The following is a 16,478-nucleotide window of genomic DNA, read 5'->3' as shown; positions in this document are numbered from 1 at the left end:
CTGGGCGATGCTCGCCCACGCTCCGTCGTTGTGGATGGACCAGGTCGTGGCGAACCCGCGGCCGCCGCTCGATGGTGACGTCTCCGTCGACGTAGCCGTTATCGGGGCGGGGTTCACGGGACTGTGGACCGCCTACTACCTGAAGCAGCTGAGCCGCGACGTGCGGGTCGTCGTGCTCGACGCCAACAGTGTCGGGTTCGGCGCCTCCGGTCGCAACGGCGGATGGTGCATGGCGAGCATGGCCGCCAGCCGCAGCTGGTCCGACCTCGCCGGCGAGGCGGCCGGACGGCGCATGAACGAGGCGATCGGCGGCATGGTCGACGAGATCCACGGTGTCGTCACCGCCGAAGGCATCGAGTGCGACTGGGCGAGGGGTGGCTCGCTCGAGTTGGCGCGCAACGGCGGCCAGGAGGCGAGGCTGCTCCGACACGTCGGCGGCGACCTGCGGTGGCTCGACGCCGCCGAGGCACGTGAGCTGTGCGGAGCCACCAGAGTGCTCGGCGGCCTGTTCGACCCGGCGACCGCCGCCATCCATCCGGCCAAGCTGGTGACCGGGTTGGCGAGAGCCTGCGAGGCGGCCGGTGTGGTCGTCCACGAGGAAACGAAGGCGACGAGGGTCACCCAAGGGGTGGTCGAGACGACCCGGGGGACGGTGCGGGCAGATGCGATCGTCGTCGCCACCGAGGCGTACACCCAGTCGATCGCCGGGTACTCCAGGCGACTCGTCCCGTTCTACTCGCTCATGATCGCCACCGAGCAGCTGCCGCGGCCCGTCCTGGAACAGGTGCGGCTCGAAACCCGCCCCACGTTCGCCGACGCTCGATATCGCGTCATCTACGGCCAGCGCACCGCCGACGATCGCCTGGCGTTCGGCTCGCCGGGGCCGTCCTACCGGTACGCCTCCAGCATCGACACCAAGACCGAGCAGGATGCCGCCTGGCACGAGAGGATCCACGCCATCCTCCTCGACATGTTCCCGGTGCTCGACGGGATGGCGGTGACGCACCGCTGGGGCGGGGTGCTCGGCGTCCCGCGCAACTGGCTTCCATCGATCGAAGCCGACCCGGCGAGCGGCATCTACCGGCCGGGCGGCTACATCGGCGAGGGGGTCGGCGCCGCCAACCTGGCGGGCCGGTGCGTCGCCCATCTCATCGCCGAGACCGGCGACGAGGTCACGACCCTGCCATGGATCAGACGGCGTTCACGGCGCTGGCCGGTCGAGCCCTTCCGGTGGGCAGGGATAAGAATGGGCGCCAAGTTGCTCGAGCTGGCGGACGGGAGGGAGCAACGCCGAGATCGCCCGGCGCCCGAGGCAGAGCTCGTCTGGAAGGTGTTGCGACGATGACCGTGCTGTACCGGCCGTTGCGGCTCGAGGACGCCAGCGAGGCACAGCAGCTCGAAGCGGTGTGCTTCCCGCACCTCGCCGCCGACATGCGCCTCAGGGCCGACGATGCGATGGCGCACGTGCGCATCTTCCCCGAAGGTGCGTTCGCCGCCGAGCAAGACGGCCGCCTCGTCGGCTTCGCCATCGGCTGGCTCATGGACTTCGACTTCGAGCATCCCCGGCACAGGCTCGTCGAGGTCTCCGAGCCCGAGATGCACGATCCGGACGGCGACTGGTACTACGGGCTGAGCATCTCGGTTCATCCCGAGGCGCGCGGGCGCGGGATCGGCGGCGAGTTCTACCGGAGGCGCAAGGAGATGGTGAGGCGCCTCAACCGGCGTGGCATGGTGGCGGGCGGGATGATCCCCGGCTACCAGGAGGTCGAGGACGACCTCACCGCCGAGGAATACATCGCCGACGTGGTCGCCGGGCGGCGCCACGATCCGACGCTCACGTTTCAGCTCGAGTCCGGCTTCGCGGTGCGCGGCCTGCTGCCCGGCTACGTCGACGGGACCGCCGGGGGCGGCATCGCCACCTTGCTGGTGTGGGAGAACGAGGACTACCCGCAACCCTGAGGCGGGCGCCGAACTTGTCACACCCCACAGGTAGCCTCCTCCCTCAGTCGAATGGGAGGCATTCCGATGAGAACAGCCATCGCCGCCGAGGGGCTCGTGAAGCGCTACAAAGACGTGGTCGCCCTCGACGGCTTCGACCTGGCCGTACCCTAGGGCACCGTCATGGGCTTGCTCGGGCCCAACGGGGCGGGGAAGACGACCGCCGTCCGCGTCCTCACGACGCTCCTTCGGGCGGACAGCGGCTCCGCCACTGTTGCCGGATACGACGTGGTTCGCGACGCAACCGCCCTGCGCAAGGTGATGGGGACCTCCGGCCAGTATGCCGCCGTCGACGACGACCTCACGGGGCTCGAGAACCTCGACATGGTCGGCCGGCTGTACCACCTCGGGGCAACGGCGAGCAAGGCGAGGGCCAGAGAGCTGCTCGAGCGCTTCGACCTCGCCGATGCCGCCAACCGGCCGGTCAAGGGCTACTCGGGCGGCATGCGGCGCCGGCTCGACCTGGCGGCGTCCTTGGTCATCAAGCCCCAGGTCCTCTTCCTGGACGAACCGACGACCGGGCTCGACCCGCGGGGCCGCCTCGAGATGTGGGACGTGATCGGCGAGCTGGTCGCCGAGGGCAGCACGCTGCTGCTCACCACCCAGTACCTCGAAGAGGCGGACCGTCTCGCAGACGAGATCGCGGTGATCGACCACGGCCGGGTCATCGCCAAAGGCACGTCTGACGAGCTGAAGGCCCAGGTGGGAGGCGAGCGCCTCGAGATGAGCGTCGCCAACGCCGCCGACCTCGACATCGCCATCGAGCAGCTGTCGCACATCGGCAACGGCGACATCTCGGTCGATCAAATGACGAGGACCTTGACCGTTCCCGTCGACGATGGCTCGAAGGCGATGATGGAAGCGTTGCGTCGCCTCGACGCCGCCTCCCTCACCGTGGCGGACATCGGCCTGCGCCGCCCCACCCTGGACGACGTGTTTCTGGCGCTCACAGGTCACGCCACCATCGAAGTCGACGCGGTCGAGGAGGTAGCACGATGACGACGTTCAGTCAGGCGATCTCGGACGGGGCGGTGGTCGCCAAGCGCAACCTCATCAAGATCAAGCGGGTGCCCGATCTCCTGGTGTTCTCGACGATCTCGCCGATCATGTTCGTGCTTCTCTTCGCCTACGTCTTCGGCAGCGCCATCGAGATCCCGGGGGTCTCGTACCGGGAGTTCCTCATGGCGGGGATCTTCGCCCAGACGATGCTCTTCGGGGCGACGATCACCGGATCCGGGTTGGCGCTCGACATCCAGAAAGGCATCGTCGACCGATTCCGCTCCCTCCCGATCGCCCGGTCGGCGGTGCTCGTCGGTCGGACGACGAGCGACGTGGTCAACAACGCACTCGTGGTGGTCGTGATGGCCGTCACGGGGCTCATCGTCGGGTGGCGGGTCCACTCGTCGCTCCTCGAGGTCCTCGGCGGATTCGTCCTGCTGCTGCTGTTCGCCTACGCCATCTCGTGGGTGATGGCCACGCTCGGGCTCACGGTGCGCAGCCCCGAGGTGTTCAACAACGCCAGCTTCATCGCCATCTTCCCGCTCACGTTCATCGCCAACACGTTCGTCGCAACGGACAACCTGCCCGGGCCCTTGAAGCCGATCGCCCAATGGAACCCGGTCTCGGCCGTCACCCAGGCGGTCCGCCAGCTGTTCGGCAACACCAACCCGGCCTTCCCGCCCCCCGACGTCTGGCCCCTCCGCAATGCCGTGTGGGCATCGCTGTTGTGGATCGCCGTGATCCTGGCGATCTTCATCCCACTGGCCGTGCGCCAGTACCGCAAGGCCGTGAGCCGGTGAGCGCTCAAGGGATCTGGCCGAATTTCCGATGACGGCACGATGACTCCCCGCCTTCGTTCCCTGCTCGCCGGTGCCGCCCTCGTCGCCGTCACCCTCGTCCCCACCACGGCGGCCACGGCAGCCGAGACGTGCAACGGGCTCGCCGCCACCATCACGGGCACGGCGGGCGACGACGTGCTCGTCGGCACTCCGGGCAACGACGTGATCGTCGGCCTCGACGGACGGGACGACATCAGAGGCAAGGGCGGCAACGACACCCTGTGCGGCGGGAGCGGCAAGGACACCCTCGACGGCGGAAGCGGCAAGGACACGCTCGTCGGCGGTCCCGGCGCCGACCACCTGATCGGCGGCAAGGGCGCCGACACGCTGGACGGCAAGTCCGGCGGCGACACACTCGAAGGGAAGGGGGGCGGTGACACCCTCATCGGCGCCGGCGGTGCCGACGTGCTCGACGGAGGGGCCGGCAACGACTCCGCCAGCGGCGGGGGCAAGGCCGACGAGGTGACCGGCGGGCCCGGGAACGACGACCTGATGGGCGGCGGAGGCGCCGACAGCCTCGACGGCGGAGCCGACGACGACACGCTCGACGGAGGCGGGGGCGCCGACACGCTGCGGCCGGGCACGGGCACCGACGAGACAGACGGCGGGACCGGCGTCGACACGGTCGATTACTCGGATCTCGACACGGGGATCAACGTCGACCTGACGACCGGGCTCGTGACCGGTGACGGGATCGAGACCGTTTCCAACATCGAGAACGTGATCGGCACCGACTTCAACGACCTCTTCGTCAGCTCGGCGAGCGACAACGAGTTCACCGGTCGTGGCGGAAGTGCCGACAAGGTCACCTACGTCAATGCCGCCGGCGGCGTGACGGTCGACCTGGCGGCCGGGACCGCCACCGGGCACGGCAACGACCTCCTCAGCGGCATCGAGAGCATCATCGGCAGCGACTTCGACGACGTGATCCGGGGTGACGGCAACAACAACCAACTCGACGGTGGAGCGGGCGACGACACGCTCGCCGGCCGCGGCGGACTCGACTCCCTCATCGGTCGTGGCGGGGACGACGACATGGACGGCGGCGCCGACCAGGACCTCGCCTTCTTCCAGTCGGCTCCGGGAGGCGTCACCGTCAACCTCCCGAACGGCACCGCAACCGGCGACGGCTCGGACACCCTCGCCAACATCGAGGACGTCTACGGCTCGTTCTACGACGATTCGATCACCGGTGACGGGGGTCCCAACCAGCTCACCGGGGACGAAGGCAACGACACCCTCGTCGGGGCCGGCGGGGACGACACGCTGACGGCGGGCCTCGGGAACGACACGCTCAACGGCGGGACGGGCACCGACATCGGCGACGGCGGCCCCGGGACCGACACCTGCATCAGCATCGAGACGCCGTTCAGCTGCGAGGCGTGAGCCCCACCGGCGAGTGAGAGAGGTCGCGACGCGGGTGTAGCCTTCGCCTCCATGAGCCGTCGCTCACTGCTCGCCGTGGTGCTGGTTCTCGCCTTCCCAATCGGGCTCTCACTGTCCGACACGCCGACACAGGCCGCCAACGCCCTCGCCACCTGCAACGGACTGCCGGCGACGATCAGTGGGACCCCCGGCGACGACACGATCGACGGGACCAACGGCGACGATGTCATCGTCGGCCGGGGGGGCGACGACACGATCGACGGTCGCGGCGGAAACGACGTCATCTGCGGCGGCCCGGGGGCCGACACCCTCCTCGGCGGAGGAGGCCGCGACCTGCTCGTCGGCGACGACGGCAACGACACGCTCCAGGGCGGCGCCGGTAGCGACGACCTGCGCGGCGGTCCCGGCAACGACGAACTGGCAGGCGGTAAGGGCAGCGACGTCCTCGCAGGCGGAGGCGGCCGAGACGACCTCACGGGCGGCCCCGGCGACGACGAGCTGGACGGCGGGGGCAAAGCCGACGTGCTCGACGGAGGCGACGACGACGACGCGCTGAGCGGCGGGAGCGGCCCCGACCAGCTCCTCGGCGGCGCCGGAGTCGACCTGATCGAAGGCAAGTCCGGAGGCGACGTCTTGTCGGGCGGCGGAGGCGACGACACCCTGATCGGCGGGGCCGGCCACGACGACATCGGGGGCGGCGGCGGCGACGACCTGGTGTTCGGCGATGACGGCAACGACACGATCGGCGGCGGAGGGGGCAACGATCAGCTGTTCGGGGGGAACGGCAACGACACCATCGACGGAGCCAAGGGCACCGACACACTCAACGGCGGAACGGGCAACGACACCATCACCGGCGGCCCGGGCGGCGACACCATCACCGGCTCGGACGGCCGAGACGTCCTGGCAGGGGGCGGAGGGGCCGACACGATCTCCGGCGGCCCCGGGGACGACGACCTCGACGGCGGCGCCGGGAAGGACAACCTCGCCGGAGGGGACGACGACGACGTGCTCAACGGCGGTGGCGGGGCCGACACGGTCGCCGGCGACGCAGGCGACGACACGCTGCGCGGCGCCGGAGGTGGCGACGTGCTCAACGGCGGAGTCGGCGCCGACGAGCTCGACGGTGGCGCCGGGACCGACACGCTCAACGGCAACGGAGGGGCGGACACCTTCATCGTCTCGGCGGGCGGCGACGACCACAACGGCGGTTCGGCGACCGACACCCTCGACGCCTCGGCAGCCACTGCCCGGATCACGGTCAATCTCGGGAGCGGGAACGCCAACCTCCTCGACGAGCCGGCAACGGTCGTCAACGTCGAGCGGGTGATCGGCGGGGCGGGCAACGACTCGATCACGGGGGGGAATTCGTCGAACGAGCTTCGGGGCGGCGCCGGGGACGACACGCTCGACGGAGGTGCCGGGGACGACACCCTCCTCGGCGGCGGGGGCGACGACCTGCTCCGTCCCGATACGGGTGACGACTCCGTCGACGGAGGCGGCGGAGTCGACGTCGTGAGCTACACCGACGTCGCCGGCCCGGTGACCATCGACCTCTCGGCGGGCACTGCGACTGCCCCGGGGGACGCCGACGCGCTCGTGAGCATCGAGTCGGTGCTCGGCTCCCCGGGCGCCGACACGATCACCGGCAGTGGCGGCGCCAACTCGCTCAGCGGGAGCGGGGGCGCCGACATCATCTTCGGCGGAGGGGGCGGAGACGTCCTCGACGGCGGAGGCGGCAGCGACACCCTCGACGGCGGCCCCGGGAACGACGTGATCATCGGTGGAGGCGACACCGACACGCTGACCTTCACGACGGCAGCCGCCGTCACCGTGGACCTCGGCGCCGGCGTCACCACCGGCAACGGCACCGATACGGTCACCGGCGTCGAGAACGTGACCGGCACCCCGGGCGGCGACACCCTGACGGGGAACGGGAGCGCCAACGTCATCGCCGGCGCCGGGGGCGACGACGTCGTGTCGGGCGGCGGCGGGAACGACACGATCGACGGCGGGCCGGGCGACGACACGCTCGCCGGCGGCGCAGGCGACGACACCATCGACGGGGGCACCGGAACCGACACCTTCGACGGATCGGCGGCGGCCGCCGGCCTCACCATCGATCTCGGGGCGGGGACCGTGTCGGGCGAAGGCTCCGACACCCTCGCCAACGTCGAGAACGCCACCGGATCGGCGAGCGCCGACACGATCACCGGCTCCGCAGGCGTCAACGCGCTGGAGGGAGGCGGCGGCGCCGACACGTTCGTCGCCGACGGCGGCGCCGACGCCATCGACGGGGGCGGCGGCTCCGATACCGTCGACTTCTCCGGCAGCGCCTCCGGGGTGGTGATCAACCTCGACGCGGGCACGGCCGACGACGGCTCGAGCGTCGACACCCTCACGTCGGTGGAGAGCGCGGTGGGCAGCGCCAGCGCCGACTCGTTCTACTCGAGCACCGCCGACAACACGCTCACCGGAGGCGGGGGCGTCGACGTCGTCGACTACAGCGCGGCGACGGGACCGGTGACTGTGTCCCTGGCTGCCGGCACCGCCTCGGGCCACGGCTCGGACTCCCTGGGCGGGATCGAGAACATCAACGGCAGCACGTTCAACGACACCCTCACCGGGAATGCCGGCGCCAACGCCATCGCCGGGAGCGGGGGCGACGACACCATCACCGGGAACGCCGGCGACGACGTGCTCGACGGGCAGGGCGGCGACGACACCATCAACGGCGGGTCGGGCGACGACACCCTCACGGGCGGAGCCGGCACGAACACGCTCGACTACTCGACCTCGGGGGGAGGCGTGACCGTCGACGTCGGCGCCAGCCCCGCCACGGGCGACGGTACCGACACCATCAGCGGGTTCGCCAACGTCATCGGGTCCCCGAGCGCCGACACGATCAGCGGCAACGCAAGCCCCAACGTGCTCAGCGGGGGCGGAGGCGACGACACGATCACGGGAGGCAGCGGCGCCGACACCATCAGCGGCGGCGCCGACGCCGACACGATCAGCGGGGGCGCCGACGCCGACACCATCGACGGGGGTGCGGGCGACGACACGATCGACGGGGGTGGGGGCGCCGACGCCATCGACGGGGGCAGCGGCGCCGACACCATCGACTACTCCGGCTTCGCCGCGGGGCTGACGGTCGACCTGGTGGCCGGAACCGGTGACGACGGAACCGACGAGGACGGCCTGACCGGCATCGAGAACGTCACCGGGTCGCCCCAGGCAGACATCATCACCGGCGACGACTCCGACAACGTCATCGACGGCGGCGACGGCGGCGACACGCTGGCGGGTGCCGGCGGCGCAGACACGATCAACGGCATGGCGGGGGCGGACACGATCGACGGCGGGGGCGGGGACGACACGCTGAACGGCGGCGCCGACGACGACGCCATCACGCCGGGGAGCGCCGCCGACTCGGTCGACGGCGGCGGCGGCACCGACACGGTGGCCTTCGCAGGCGCCGGGTCCGGGGTGACCGTCGACCTGGACGCAGGAACGGCCAGTGGAGAGGGCAACGACACGCTCGCCAACGTCGAGAACGTCACCGGATCCCCGCAGGGGGACACGATCACGGGCGACGGCGGCGACAACTCGCTCGCCGGCGCCGGGGGCGCAGACACGATCAATGGCATGGCGGGGGCGGACACGATCGACGGCGGGGCCGACGCCGACCTCCTCGACGGCGGGACCGGCAACGACTCGATCGACGGCGGCGGCGGCGAGGACACCGTCCTGCACGCCTCGGCGGCGGCGGGCGTCGTCGTCGACCTCGACGGCGGGACTGCCACGGGCAACGGGACGGACACCTTGACCAACGTCGAGCACGCCACCGGAACCGCCGACGTCGACACGCTGACCGGCGACGATGGCAGCAACACCCTGACGGGAGCGGGAGGCGACGACATCCTGTTCGGCCTCGGGGGTGACGACACCCTCGACGGAGGCGGCGGCACGGACACGGGCGACGGAGGCGGCGGCACCGACACCTGTATCTCGATCGAGGTGGCCGTCAGCTGCGAGGCCTGAGCGGCTCCTCGTAGACCTTGGGAGTGATCACTCCTACAATGGGAGCATGCACTCACAACGTTGGCGCGTCGAGGAGCTGGCGGAGCTCACGGGGCTGACGGTCGCCACGATCCGCTTCTACCAGAAGAGGAGGCTGCTGGCTCCCCCGCACCGGGAGGGCCGCATCGCCTGGTACGACGAGCGCCACCGCACCAGGGTCGAGCGCATCCGGGCGCTGCAGGACGACGGCCTCTCGCTCGGCATGATCGGGAGGCTCCTCGACGACGACGTCTCGGCGACCGACACCCTCCTGGCGGTCGCCGTCGCCGGCAGGGAGGACAAGCTCGAAGGGGCCCGCCTCACCCGGGAGGAGCTGGAGGAACGAACCGGGGTTCCGAGCCAGGTGATCGAGGCGCTGGCGGCGGCGAATCTGATCGGCGGTGTTGCGGGGTCGACGACGTCTTACGCAGTGGCCGACGCCGACCTCGTCGCCACAGGGGTGACCCTCCTCGAGGTGGGCCTGCCGCTCGACGAGTTGCTCCGGCTCGCCAGGCGCCACCACGAGGCGACCCTCGAGGTCGCCGAGGAGGCGGTCGACATGTTCGACCGCCACGTCCGCCGTCCGATCCGTGACTCGGACGGCTCCGCAGACGAGAAGGCGCGCCGGCTGGTCGCCGCCTTCGAGGAGCTGTTCCCTGCGGTCACCTCGCTCGTGAGCCACCACTTCGGACGGGTGCTCCTCGAGCTGGCGACGGCCAAGTTGCAGGAATTGGACGCCCCGCGGGAGCAGACGGCGTGACTCTGCGAGCCACGACGCGTCCACTGCCCGACGGGGCCGAGCTGCTCGCCGGGATCTCGCCCGGCGACTTCGTCTTCAAGCGCAACGGCAGAGGGATCGTGGCGTCCGGGTGGGCCGCCGACGTGTCCGTCGCCGAGGCGGCCGACGCCCTGGCGGCGATCGAGGTCGACGACGACGTGCGCCGCAGGGCGACGGGACCGCTCGCCGTCGGAGCCCTGCCTTTCGATGGGAGAGCCGGCCGCATGCGCATCCCGCAGCGGGTGCTCGGCGTCGACGCCGACGGCGCCTGGGAGACGATCGTCACCGGGGGTGCCGGCGATCACGAGGAGCCCGCTCCACCCGAGGTGCCGACCCACCTGCTCGACAGGGCGGAGTGGACCGAGGCGGTCAACGCCATCCTGGCTCGGATCGCCTCCGGCGAAGTCGAGAAGGTGGTGCTGTCGCGCAGGGTCGTCGTGCAGCCCGGGTCCGAGCTCGACGTGCCATCCGTGATTCGCCGCATCGCGGCGGCCCGTCCCGACGCCTGGGTCTACGCAGACGGCGGCTTCGTCGGCGCCACCCCCGAGCTGCTCGTGTCACGGGACGGCGACCGGGTTCTGTCCGTGCCGATGGCGGGCACGGTCGCGGTCGGCGAGGCCCGATCGCTGCTCGCCACGCCGAAGCTGCTGCACGAGTTCGAGGTGGTCGTGCTCGCCATCGCCACCACGCTCGGAGGTCGTTGCTCGGATCTGACGGTCGGTCCGTCGACTCCGATGCTCGCCGGCAACGTCGCCCACCTCGGGGCCGAGGTTCGAGGACGGCTCGTCGACGGCTCGGTGACCGCCCTCGACCTCGCCATGGCGCTCCACCCCACCCCGGCCGTCGGTGGAACGCCCCTCGAGGAGGCGCTCGGCCTCATCGAGAAGCTGGAGCCGAGCCCGCGTGGTCGTTACGCCGGTCCGGTCGGATGGCTGGACGCCGCCGGCGACGGCGAATTCGCGGTGGCGCTGCGGTGCGCAACGATCCGCCCAGATGGGGCGATCCTCTACGCCGGGTGCGGGATCGTCGCCGGCTCGGACCCCGACGACGAGTGGGACGAAACCGAGTCCAAGCTCGTCGCCATGCTCGACGTGCTCGTCTGAGCCGGGCCCTCGCAGCTGCCCGCCAGACGATCGAGGACCCGGGTGACCTGCTCGAGCTCCTCGATCGACATCTCGCCGGTGTAGTGCCGCTCGACGTCGACGACGTGCCTGGCAGCGGCCTCGGTCACGACTTCCAGCCCCCGTTCGGTGAGCCGCGCCCAGAGCACCCTGCGGTCCGTCGGGCATTGCACCCTCTCGACGGTCCCGGCCTCGACGAGGCGGTCGACGAGGCGGGTCACCCCGCCCGACGTGAGCACCATCTGGTCGGCGAGCTCGGACATCGACAAGCGCCGCTCGTCCGAGCGGGCCAAACGCAGCAGGGCCTCGAACCAGACGCTCGACATGCCGTGCTCTTCGCGCAACGTGTGGTCGAAGACGCGTTGCAGCCTGCGGTAGGCGTCGACGAGGGCGCCGAAGGCGGCGATGCGCTCGTCTGTCGTGACGTCGAACCGGGTGACCATCCGGCAATGATACCGGCAATTGTTTGACTTGTCAGATAATTGCGCGTACAGTCTCTGCTTACTCAGATATTGCTTCTGCAATGAAAGGAGTCAATCATGACTGCATCCACCATGCGCACCTCGACGCCGCAAGCCGGCACCTGGACGCTCGACCCGGCCCACACCCACGTGGGGTTCGCGGTCCGCCACCTCATGGCGGCCAAGGTCCGCGGGTCGTTCAAGGCATTCGACGGCAAGATCGACGTCGCCGACGACCCGACGGGTTCGGTGGTCGAAGTGTCGATCGACGCGGCGTCCATCGACACCGGCGCTCCCGATCGCGACGCTCACCTCCGCTCCGGGGACTTCCTCGACGCCGCCACCTACCCGACGCTGGCGTTCAGGTCGACTGCGATCAGGGCGAAGGGCGACGGCTACGACATGGAGGGCGAGCTGACCATCCGCGACCTGACCCGGCCGGTGACGCTCGACGTGGAGTATCTCGGTCTCGTCACGGACCCGTGGGGCACCGAGAAGGCCGCCTTCAGTGCCACCACGTCGATCGACAGGGATGAATGGGGCCTCACGTGGAACCAGCCCCTCGAGACCGGTGGCTGGCTCGTCGGCAAGACCGTCCACATCGAGATCGAGGCGCAGGCAGTCAAGGCCTGACCCCTCTCCCGAGTGTTCCGCGCCGCCTGGTCACGCGACCTGGCGGCGCCGCGTCACGGCCAGATCGCCTCGGACACCGCAGCCATGACGGCCCGGTGGCGGGCCGCGTTGTCTGCTCGCTCCGTTGGAACGATGAGCACCCTCGAGCCGCCACGCCGCATCGATTCGGCAACGGCGTCACCGACGCCGCCTGGCGCCGGCCGCTCGACCTCGAGCCCGAAAGCCTCGGCGACGGCTGCCGTGTCGACGCCATGGGGCGTGGCGAAGAGCCGCTCGAAGTCGCGGTGGTTCACCTGTGGCAGGAAGTGGAAGATCCCTCCTCCGTCGTTGTCGACGACGACGAACGTCGCCTCCAGCCCGCGATCGGCGAGGCCGATGAGAGAGTTGCTGTCGTGCAGGAAGGCGATGTCGCCGAGGAGGCACACGACGGGCACGCCGAGCCCGGTCGCCATCCCCAGCGCCGTCCCTACCGTCCCGTCGATGCCGCTCGCCCCCCGGTTGGCGCCGATCAGGCCCGTCACCGGAGGAGCCGCGAACGTCTCGAGGTCGCGAACCGGCATCGACGACCCCACGAAGAGGAGGGCCTCCTGGGGAACGACGGCTGCGACGTCCCTGGCGACGGCCCCCTCGAAGTGAACGTCCGCATCGTCACAGAATCCGTCGACGACGGCCCGTGCCTTGGCATCGCTCGTCGACCAGGCCGTCAGCCACTCCGATCGACGGTCGGCGACGGCCGGGATCTCGGAGAGCCGATCCGTCGCCTCGAGCAGGATCGCCTCGGGTGAGCCGACGATGTGGATGTTCACCGACCGGTGAGGGTCTTCCCACGTCAGTTCGGGGGTGACGACGAACTGCGGGTCGACGTGCCGGGTCCACTCTCCGAGGAGCTTCGACGTGGGCGGACGCCCGACCCGGATCACGGGGTACGGATAGTGATGGGCCGCCCACTCCTCGGAACGCAGCAGCGCGTCGTACGTCGAGATGGTCCCCTCGACCCGAAGCCCCGACAGCGGGTCGGCGAGGACGGGACACCCGGCCGCCGTCGCAAACCGGAGCAGGGTCTCGGCCGAGACGCCCGGCGACTGTCCAACGATGACGATCCCCTGGTCGTAGCTACGAACTGCCTCGATGACCTCGCTGAGATCCGGCACGCCCGTCGTCCGGCGCGCCGTCGTCCATGGCACCGCACCTCGGCGCCCTCCGAGAACCGCCGCCTCCTGGTCGTCGAGGAGGAGGGGCTCGCGAAACGGGAGGTTGAGGTGCACGGGGCCGGGGGGCCACCCGGTCGATTCGGCGAGAGCCCGGCAGGCGAGCGAGCGCCAGAAGCGCTCCGCCTCGTGGAACTCGCCGGCTACCCCGGGATCGAAGAACCAACGCACCGCGCCGCCGTAGATGCGGTGCTGGTCGATCGCCTGGTTGGCGCCCGTATCGATCAGTTCCGGGGGACGATCGGCGGTGCACACCACGACCGGGACGTTGGATGCGTCGGCCTCGACGACGGCAGGGTGGAAGTTGGCGACCGCCGTGCCGCTCGTCGAAACGAGGACCGCCGGCATCCCGGTCCCCCGCCCGAGCCCCAACGCGAAGAAGGCGGCGGACCTCTCGTCGTGGAACACATGAACCGTCATGCGCTCGGCGAGAGCCATGACGAGCGGTGTCGACCTCGAGCCCGGGGCGATGACGGCGTGCTCGATGCCAGACCGCACGAACTCGTCGACCAGCGTCCGGACGAACCGTGACTGCTGGGCGCTCATACGATGGTCCCGTGAGACTCGTGCTGATACCGGGCTTCAGCCAGACCGCAGAGGCGTGGGACAGGGTGGCGGCCTCGCTGCCTCCCCACCTGTCCGTGACCGCCCTCGACATCGAGACCGGCGGCACCTTCGAGGACACGGCGGCCGACCTCGTCGAGCGGGGCGGACCCGGCTTCTACGCCGGGTATTCGATGGGCGGCAGGCTTGCGTTGTGCGCCGCCTTGCTGAACCCGGAACCGGTGACGGGACTCATCCTCGTCTCGGCGTCGCCCGGCATCGCCGACCACGCCGAGAGGAGAAGGCGCCAGATCGACGACGAGGCGCTCGCCGATTGGATCGAGCGGCACGACCGCAACGCCTTCTTGGATCGGTGGCTCGCCCAGCCCGTCTTGGCGACGCTCGACCCGGCCGTGGGCCGCACGGCACGGCTCGAGTCGACGGCCGAGATCGCCTCCCAGCTCCGCATCCTCGGCAGGGGAGCGCAACCGCCGCTCTGGGATGAGCTCGGCTCTCTCGAAATGCCCGTTCTGCTCGTTGCCGGCGGGCTCGACGAGCCGCACATGGCGATGGCGGCCGAGATGCTCGCCTGCATCGGCATGAACGCCGAGCTCGACGTCGTACCCGGCGCCGGTCATGCGGTGCCTCTCGAGCTTCCCGAGTCCCTGGCCGAGTCGATCGCAGCGTTCATGATCCGTCACTCTGGCACCGAGTGAGTCAGCAGCAGCGCCTCGTCCGGCTCCGGCCTCCGCACGTCGAGCATCCCTGCGACGGGAACCAGCGGCTCGGCGACAACGTCCCGCTCGAGTAGGCGTGCGGTGCCCAGCCCGCTGGCGTACGGCAGGTCGGGCAACGCCGCCGCCAGCGCCAGGCCCATGGCGAGGCCGACCGACGTCTCGATCATCGACGTCACGACCACGGGGACCCCCGCCGCGCCCGCCCACTCCAAGGCGGGCCAGACGCCGCCGCACGCCTGCACCTTGAGAACCAGGACGTCGGCTGCGCCCAGCTCGGCGAGGCGGCGAGCGTCTCCCAGCGACCGCACGGACTCGTCGGCGGCGATCGGGACCTCGACGCCGGCGCGCAGCCGTGCCATGCGCTCGAGGCCGCCGACCGGCTCCTCGCAGAGCTCGATGCCCACCTCGGCGAGCCGCCCGATCCGCTCGATCGCCTCGGGAACGGTCCACGCCCCATTGGCGTCGATCCGCAGCGCCGGTGCATCGCCGACGGCGCGCCTGACCGCGGCGACCCGAGCCACGTCCTGGTCGTCTCCGACCTTCAGCTTGAGGACGCGGTGGCCGGCGGCAACGGCAGCCTCGGCAGCGGCAGCCGCCGCCACCGGCGACGTGTCGACGATCAGGGCGTTCACCTCGACGGCGACCCGGCGCGCCGGCGGCATGGCCCGCTCGCCGGCCTGGCGGGCCGCTCGATCGCACGACGCCCTCGAGACCCCGATGCCGGGGAAGGGGGAGGACTCCCCCCAGCCATGCGGACCGTGTACCAGCGTGACGTCGCGGGCCGTCACCCCGCGCACCGGCGTAGTGAGCGGGATGCGCAGGCGCACGATCCGCAAGTCGCTCACGGCCGCTTGGGGAACCGCTCGAACTCGGGGCGGCGCTTCTCGACGTAAGCGTCGCGCCCCTCCTGGGCCTCGTCGCTCAGGTAGTAGAGCAACGTGGCGTCGCCGGCGAGCTGTTGGATGCCGGCGAGACCGTCGTCGGCTGCGTTCATCGACGCCTTCAGCATGCGCAGGGCGAGCGGGCTCATGGTGAGCATCTCGCGGCACCACCCAACCGTCTCCTCCTCGAGCCGTGCGATCGGGACGACCGTGTTCACCATCCCCATCTCGTACGCCTCGGCGGCCGAGTACTGACGGCAGAGGTACCAGATCTCCCGCGCCCGCTTCTGGCCGATGCTCCTGGCGAGCAGCCCCGATCCGTACCCACCGTCGAACGAGCCAACCTTCGGGCCCGTCTGTCCGAAGATGGCATTGTCGGCGGCGATGGTGAGGTCGCACACGATGTGGAGGACGTGTCCTCCGCCGATGGCGTAGCCGGCGACCATCGCCACGACCGGCTTGGGCAGTCTGCGAATCTGGATCTGGAGGTCGAGGACGTTGAGACGCCCGATTCCCTTGTCGTCCCGGTAGCCGTCGTCGCCACGGATCCGCTGGTCGCCGCCGGAGCAGAAGGCGAGGGGGCCTTCACCGGTCAGGACGATCACACCGACGGAGGAGTCGTCACGGGCAAGCTCGAAGGCGTCGCGCATCTCGAAGAGCGTCTGCGGCCGAAACGCGTTGCGCACCTCCGGACGGTTGATGGTGATCTTGGCGATGCGGCCCTCCGGCCCGACGTCGGCCAGCTCATACCTGATGTCGGTCCACCGACCCTCAGGCACCCACTCGGCACCCGGGCGTATCGGGTTGTCGCTCATGGTTCAGCCTCGTTCCC

At 70.6% G+C, this 16,478-nt stretch carries 13 protein-coding genes and 1 pseudogene; 10 read left to right on the top strand and 4 right to left on the bottom strand.

Features of this window, described 5'->3' with window-relative positions:
* From VGC47_07615 to VGC47_07580, 8 genes and pseudogenes are all read left to right on the top strand, one after another.
* Positions 1-1,345 (top strand): FAD-dependent oxidoreductase (locus VGC47_07615; protein HEX9855164.1); only part of this gene is annotated, 1,345 nt, incomplete at its 5' end.
* A complete protein-coding gene (locus VGC47_07610; protein ID HEX9855163.1) occupies positions 1,342-1,959 on the top strand; it encodes a GNAT family N-acetyltransferase in 618 nt (205 codons plus the stop codon). The genes VGC47_07615 and VGC47_07610, both read left to right, overlap by 4 nt.
* Before the next feature lie 66 nt (positions 1,960-2,025).
* Positions 2,026-2,997: pseudogene (locus tag VGC47_07605) on the top strand (ATP-binding cassette domain-containing protein).
* Entirely contained in the window at positions 2,994-3,797 is an 804-nt protein-coding gene (locus tag VGC47_07600; GenBank protein ID HEX9855162.1) for an ABC transporter permease, read from the top strand. The pseudogene VGC47_07605 and the gene VGC47_07600 overlap by 4 nt, the downstream one beginning before the upstream one ends.
* A gap of 39 nt (positions 3,798-3,836) precedes the next feature.
* Positions 3,837-5,222, top strand: a complete 1,386-nt coding sequence (locus VGC47_07595; protein HEX9855161.1) for a calcium-binding protein — start codon at positions 3,837-3,839, stop codon at positions 5,220-5,222.
* A 51-nt stretch (positions 5,223-5,273) separates the two neighbouring features.
* Positions 5,274-9,266 carry a calcium-binding protein gene (locus VGC47_07590; GenBank protein HEX9855160.1) on the top strand — a complete coding sequence of 1,331 codons (3,993 nt, stop codon included), beginning with the start codon at positions 5,274-5,276 and terminating at the stop codon, positions 9,264-9,266.
* Between the two features lie 46 nt (positions 9,267-9,312).
* Complete coding sequence (locus VGC47_07585; GenBank protein HEX9855159.1) at positions 9,313-10,044, top strand: MerR family transcriptional regulator; 732 nt, start codon at positions 9,313-9,315, stop codon at positions 10,042-10,044.
* Entirely contained in the window at positions 10,041-11,165 is a 1,125-nt protein-coding gene (locus VGC47_07580) for an isochorismate synthase (protein HEX9855158.1), read from the top strand. Before VGC47_07585 ends, VGC47_07580 begins: the two co-directional genes overlap by 4 nt.
* On the opposite strand, the gene VGC47_07575 is transcribed toward VGC47_07580, so the two are convergent.
* On the bottom strand, positions 11,069-11,626 hold the full coding sequence (locus VGC47_07575) for a MarR family transcriptional regulator (GenBank protein HEX9855157.1): 558 nt from the start codon (positions 11,624-11,626) through the stop codon (positions 11,069-11,071). The genes VGC47_07580 and VGC47_07575 overlap by 97 nt on opposite strands.
* A gap of 96 nt (positions 11,627-11,722) precedes the next feature.
* On the opposite strand from VGC47_07575, the gene VGC47_07570 reads away from it, so the two are divergent.
* Entirely contained in the window at positions 11,723-12,277 is a 555-nt protein-coding gene (locus VGC47_07570) for a YceI family protein (GenBank protein HEX9855156.1), read from the top strand.
* 53 nt (positions 12,278-12,330) lie between these two features.
* Here the strand turns inward: VGC47_07570 and menD are convergent, their stop codons facing one another.
* On the bottom strand, positions 12,331-14,031 hold the full coding sequence (gene menD, locus VGC47_07565) for a 2-succinyl-5-enolpyruvyl-6-hydroxy-3-cyclohexene-1-carboxylic-acid synthase (protein HEX9855155.1): 1,701 nt from the start codon (positions 14,029-14,031) through the stop codon (positions 12,331-12,333).
* An 11-nt stretch (positions 14,032-14,042) separates the two neighbouring features.
* On the opposite strand from menD, the gene VGC47_07560 reads away from it, so the two are divergent.
* The gene (locus VGC47_07560) at positions 14,043-14,744 is read left to right on the top strand and encodes an alpha/beta fold hydrolase (GenBank protein ID HEX9855154.1); all 702 of its coding nucleotides are present in this window, start codon (positions 14,043-14,045) and stop codon (positions 14,742-14,744) included.
* Here VGC47_07560 and VGC47_07555 read toward each other — a convergent pair.
* Together VGC47_07555 and menB are read right to left on the bottom strand one after the other, a co-directional pair.
* Positions 14,726-15,610: an enolase C-terminal domain-like protein gene (locus tag VGC47_07555; GenBank protein HEX9855153.1), complete on the bottom strand. Its 885-nt coding sequence runs from the start codon at positions 15,608-15,610 to the stop codon at positions 14,726-14,728. The two genes, VGC47_07560 and VGC47_07555, sit on opposite strands and share 19 nt — an antisense overlap.
* A complete protein-coding gene (gene menB / locus VGC47_07550) occupies positions 15,607-16,461 on the bottom strand; it encodes a 1,4-dihydroxy-2-naphthoyl-CoA synthase (GenBank protein HEX9855152.1) in 855 nt (284 codons plus the stop codon). Before menB ends, VGC47_07555 begins: the two co-directional genes overlap by 4 nt.
* Positions 16,462-16,478: the final 17 nt, after the last annotated feature.

The organism is Acidimicrobiia bacterium, assembly GCA_036396535.1.
Classification (GTDB): Bacteria; Actinomycetota; Acidimicrobiia; order Spongiisociales; family UBA5794; genus DASWKR01.
Note: the sequence above shows the minus strand (reverse complement) of the source record. Positions and strands in the feature narration are given on the sequence as shown.

What these genes read in the sequence shown, in the direction of transcription:
- VGC47_07610 (HEX9855163.1), top strand. Translation starts at nt 1,342, where the DNA reads ATGACCGTGCTGTACCGGCCGTTGCGGCTCGAGGACGCCAGCGAGGCA.
- VGC47_07600 (HEX9855162.1), top strand. Translation starts at nt 2,994, where the DNA reads ATGACGACGTTCAGTCAGGCGATCTCGGACGGGGCGGTGGTCGCCAAG.
- VGC47_07595 (HEX9855161.1), top strand. Translation starts at nt 3,837, where the DNA reads ATGACTCCCCGCCTTCGTTCCCTGCTCGCCGGTGCCGCCCTCGTCGCC.
- VGC47_07590 (HEX9855160.1), top strand. Translation starts at nt 5,274, where the DNA reads ATGAGCCGTCGCTCACTGCTCGCCGTGGTGCTGGTTCTCGCCTTCCCA.
- VGC47_07585 (HEX9855159.1), top strand. Translation starts at nt 9,313, where the DNA reads ATGCACTCACAACGTTGGCGCGTCGAGGAGCTGGCGGAGCTCACGGGG.
- VGC47_07575 (HEX9855157.1), bottom strand. Translation starts at nt 11,626, where the DNA reads ATGGTCACCCGGTTCGACGTCACGACAGACGAGCGCATCGCCGCCTTC.
- VGC47_07570 (HEX9855156.1), top strand. Translation starts at nt 11,723, where the DNA reads ATGACTGCATCCACCATGCGCACCTCGACGCCGCAAGCCGGCACCTGG.
- menD (HEX9855155.1), bottom strand. Translation starts at nt 14,031, where the DNA reads ATGAGCGCCCAGCAGTCACGGTTCGTCCGGACGCTGGTCGACGAGTTC.
- menB (HEX9855152.1), bottom strand. Translation starts at nt 16,461, where the DNA reads ATGAGCGACAACCCGATACGCCCGGGTGCCGAGTGGGTGCCTGAGGGT.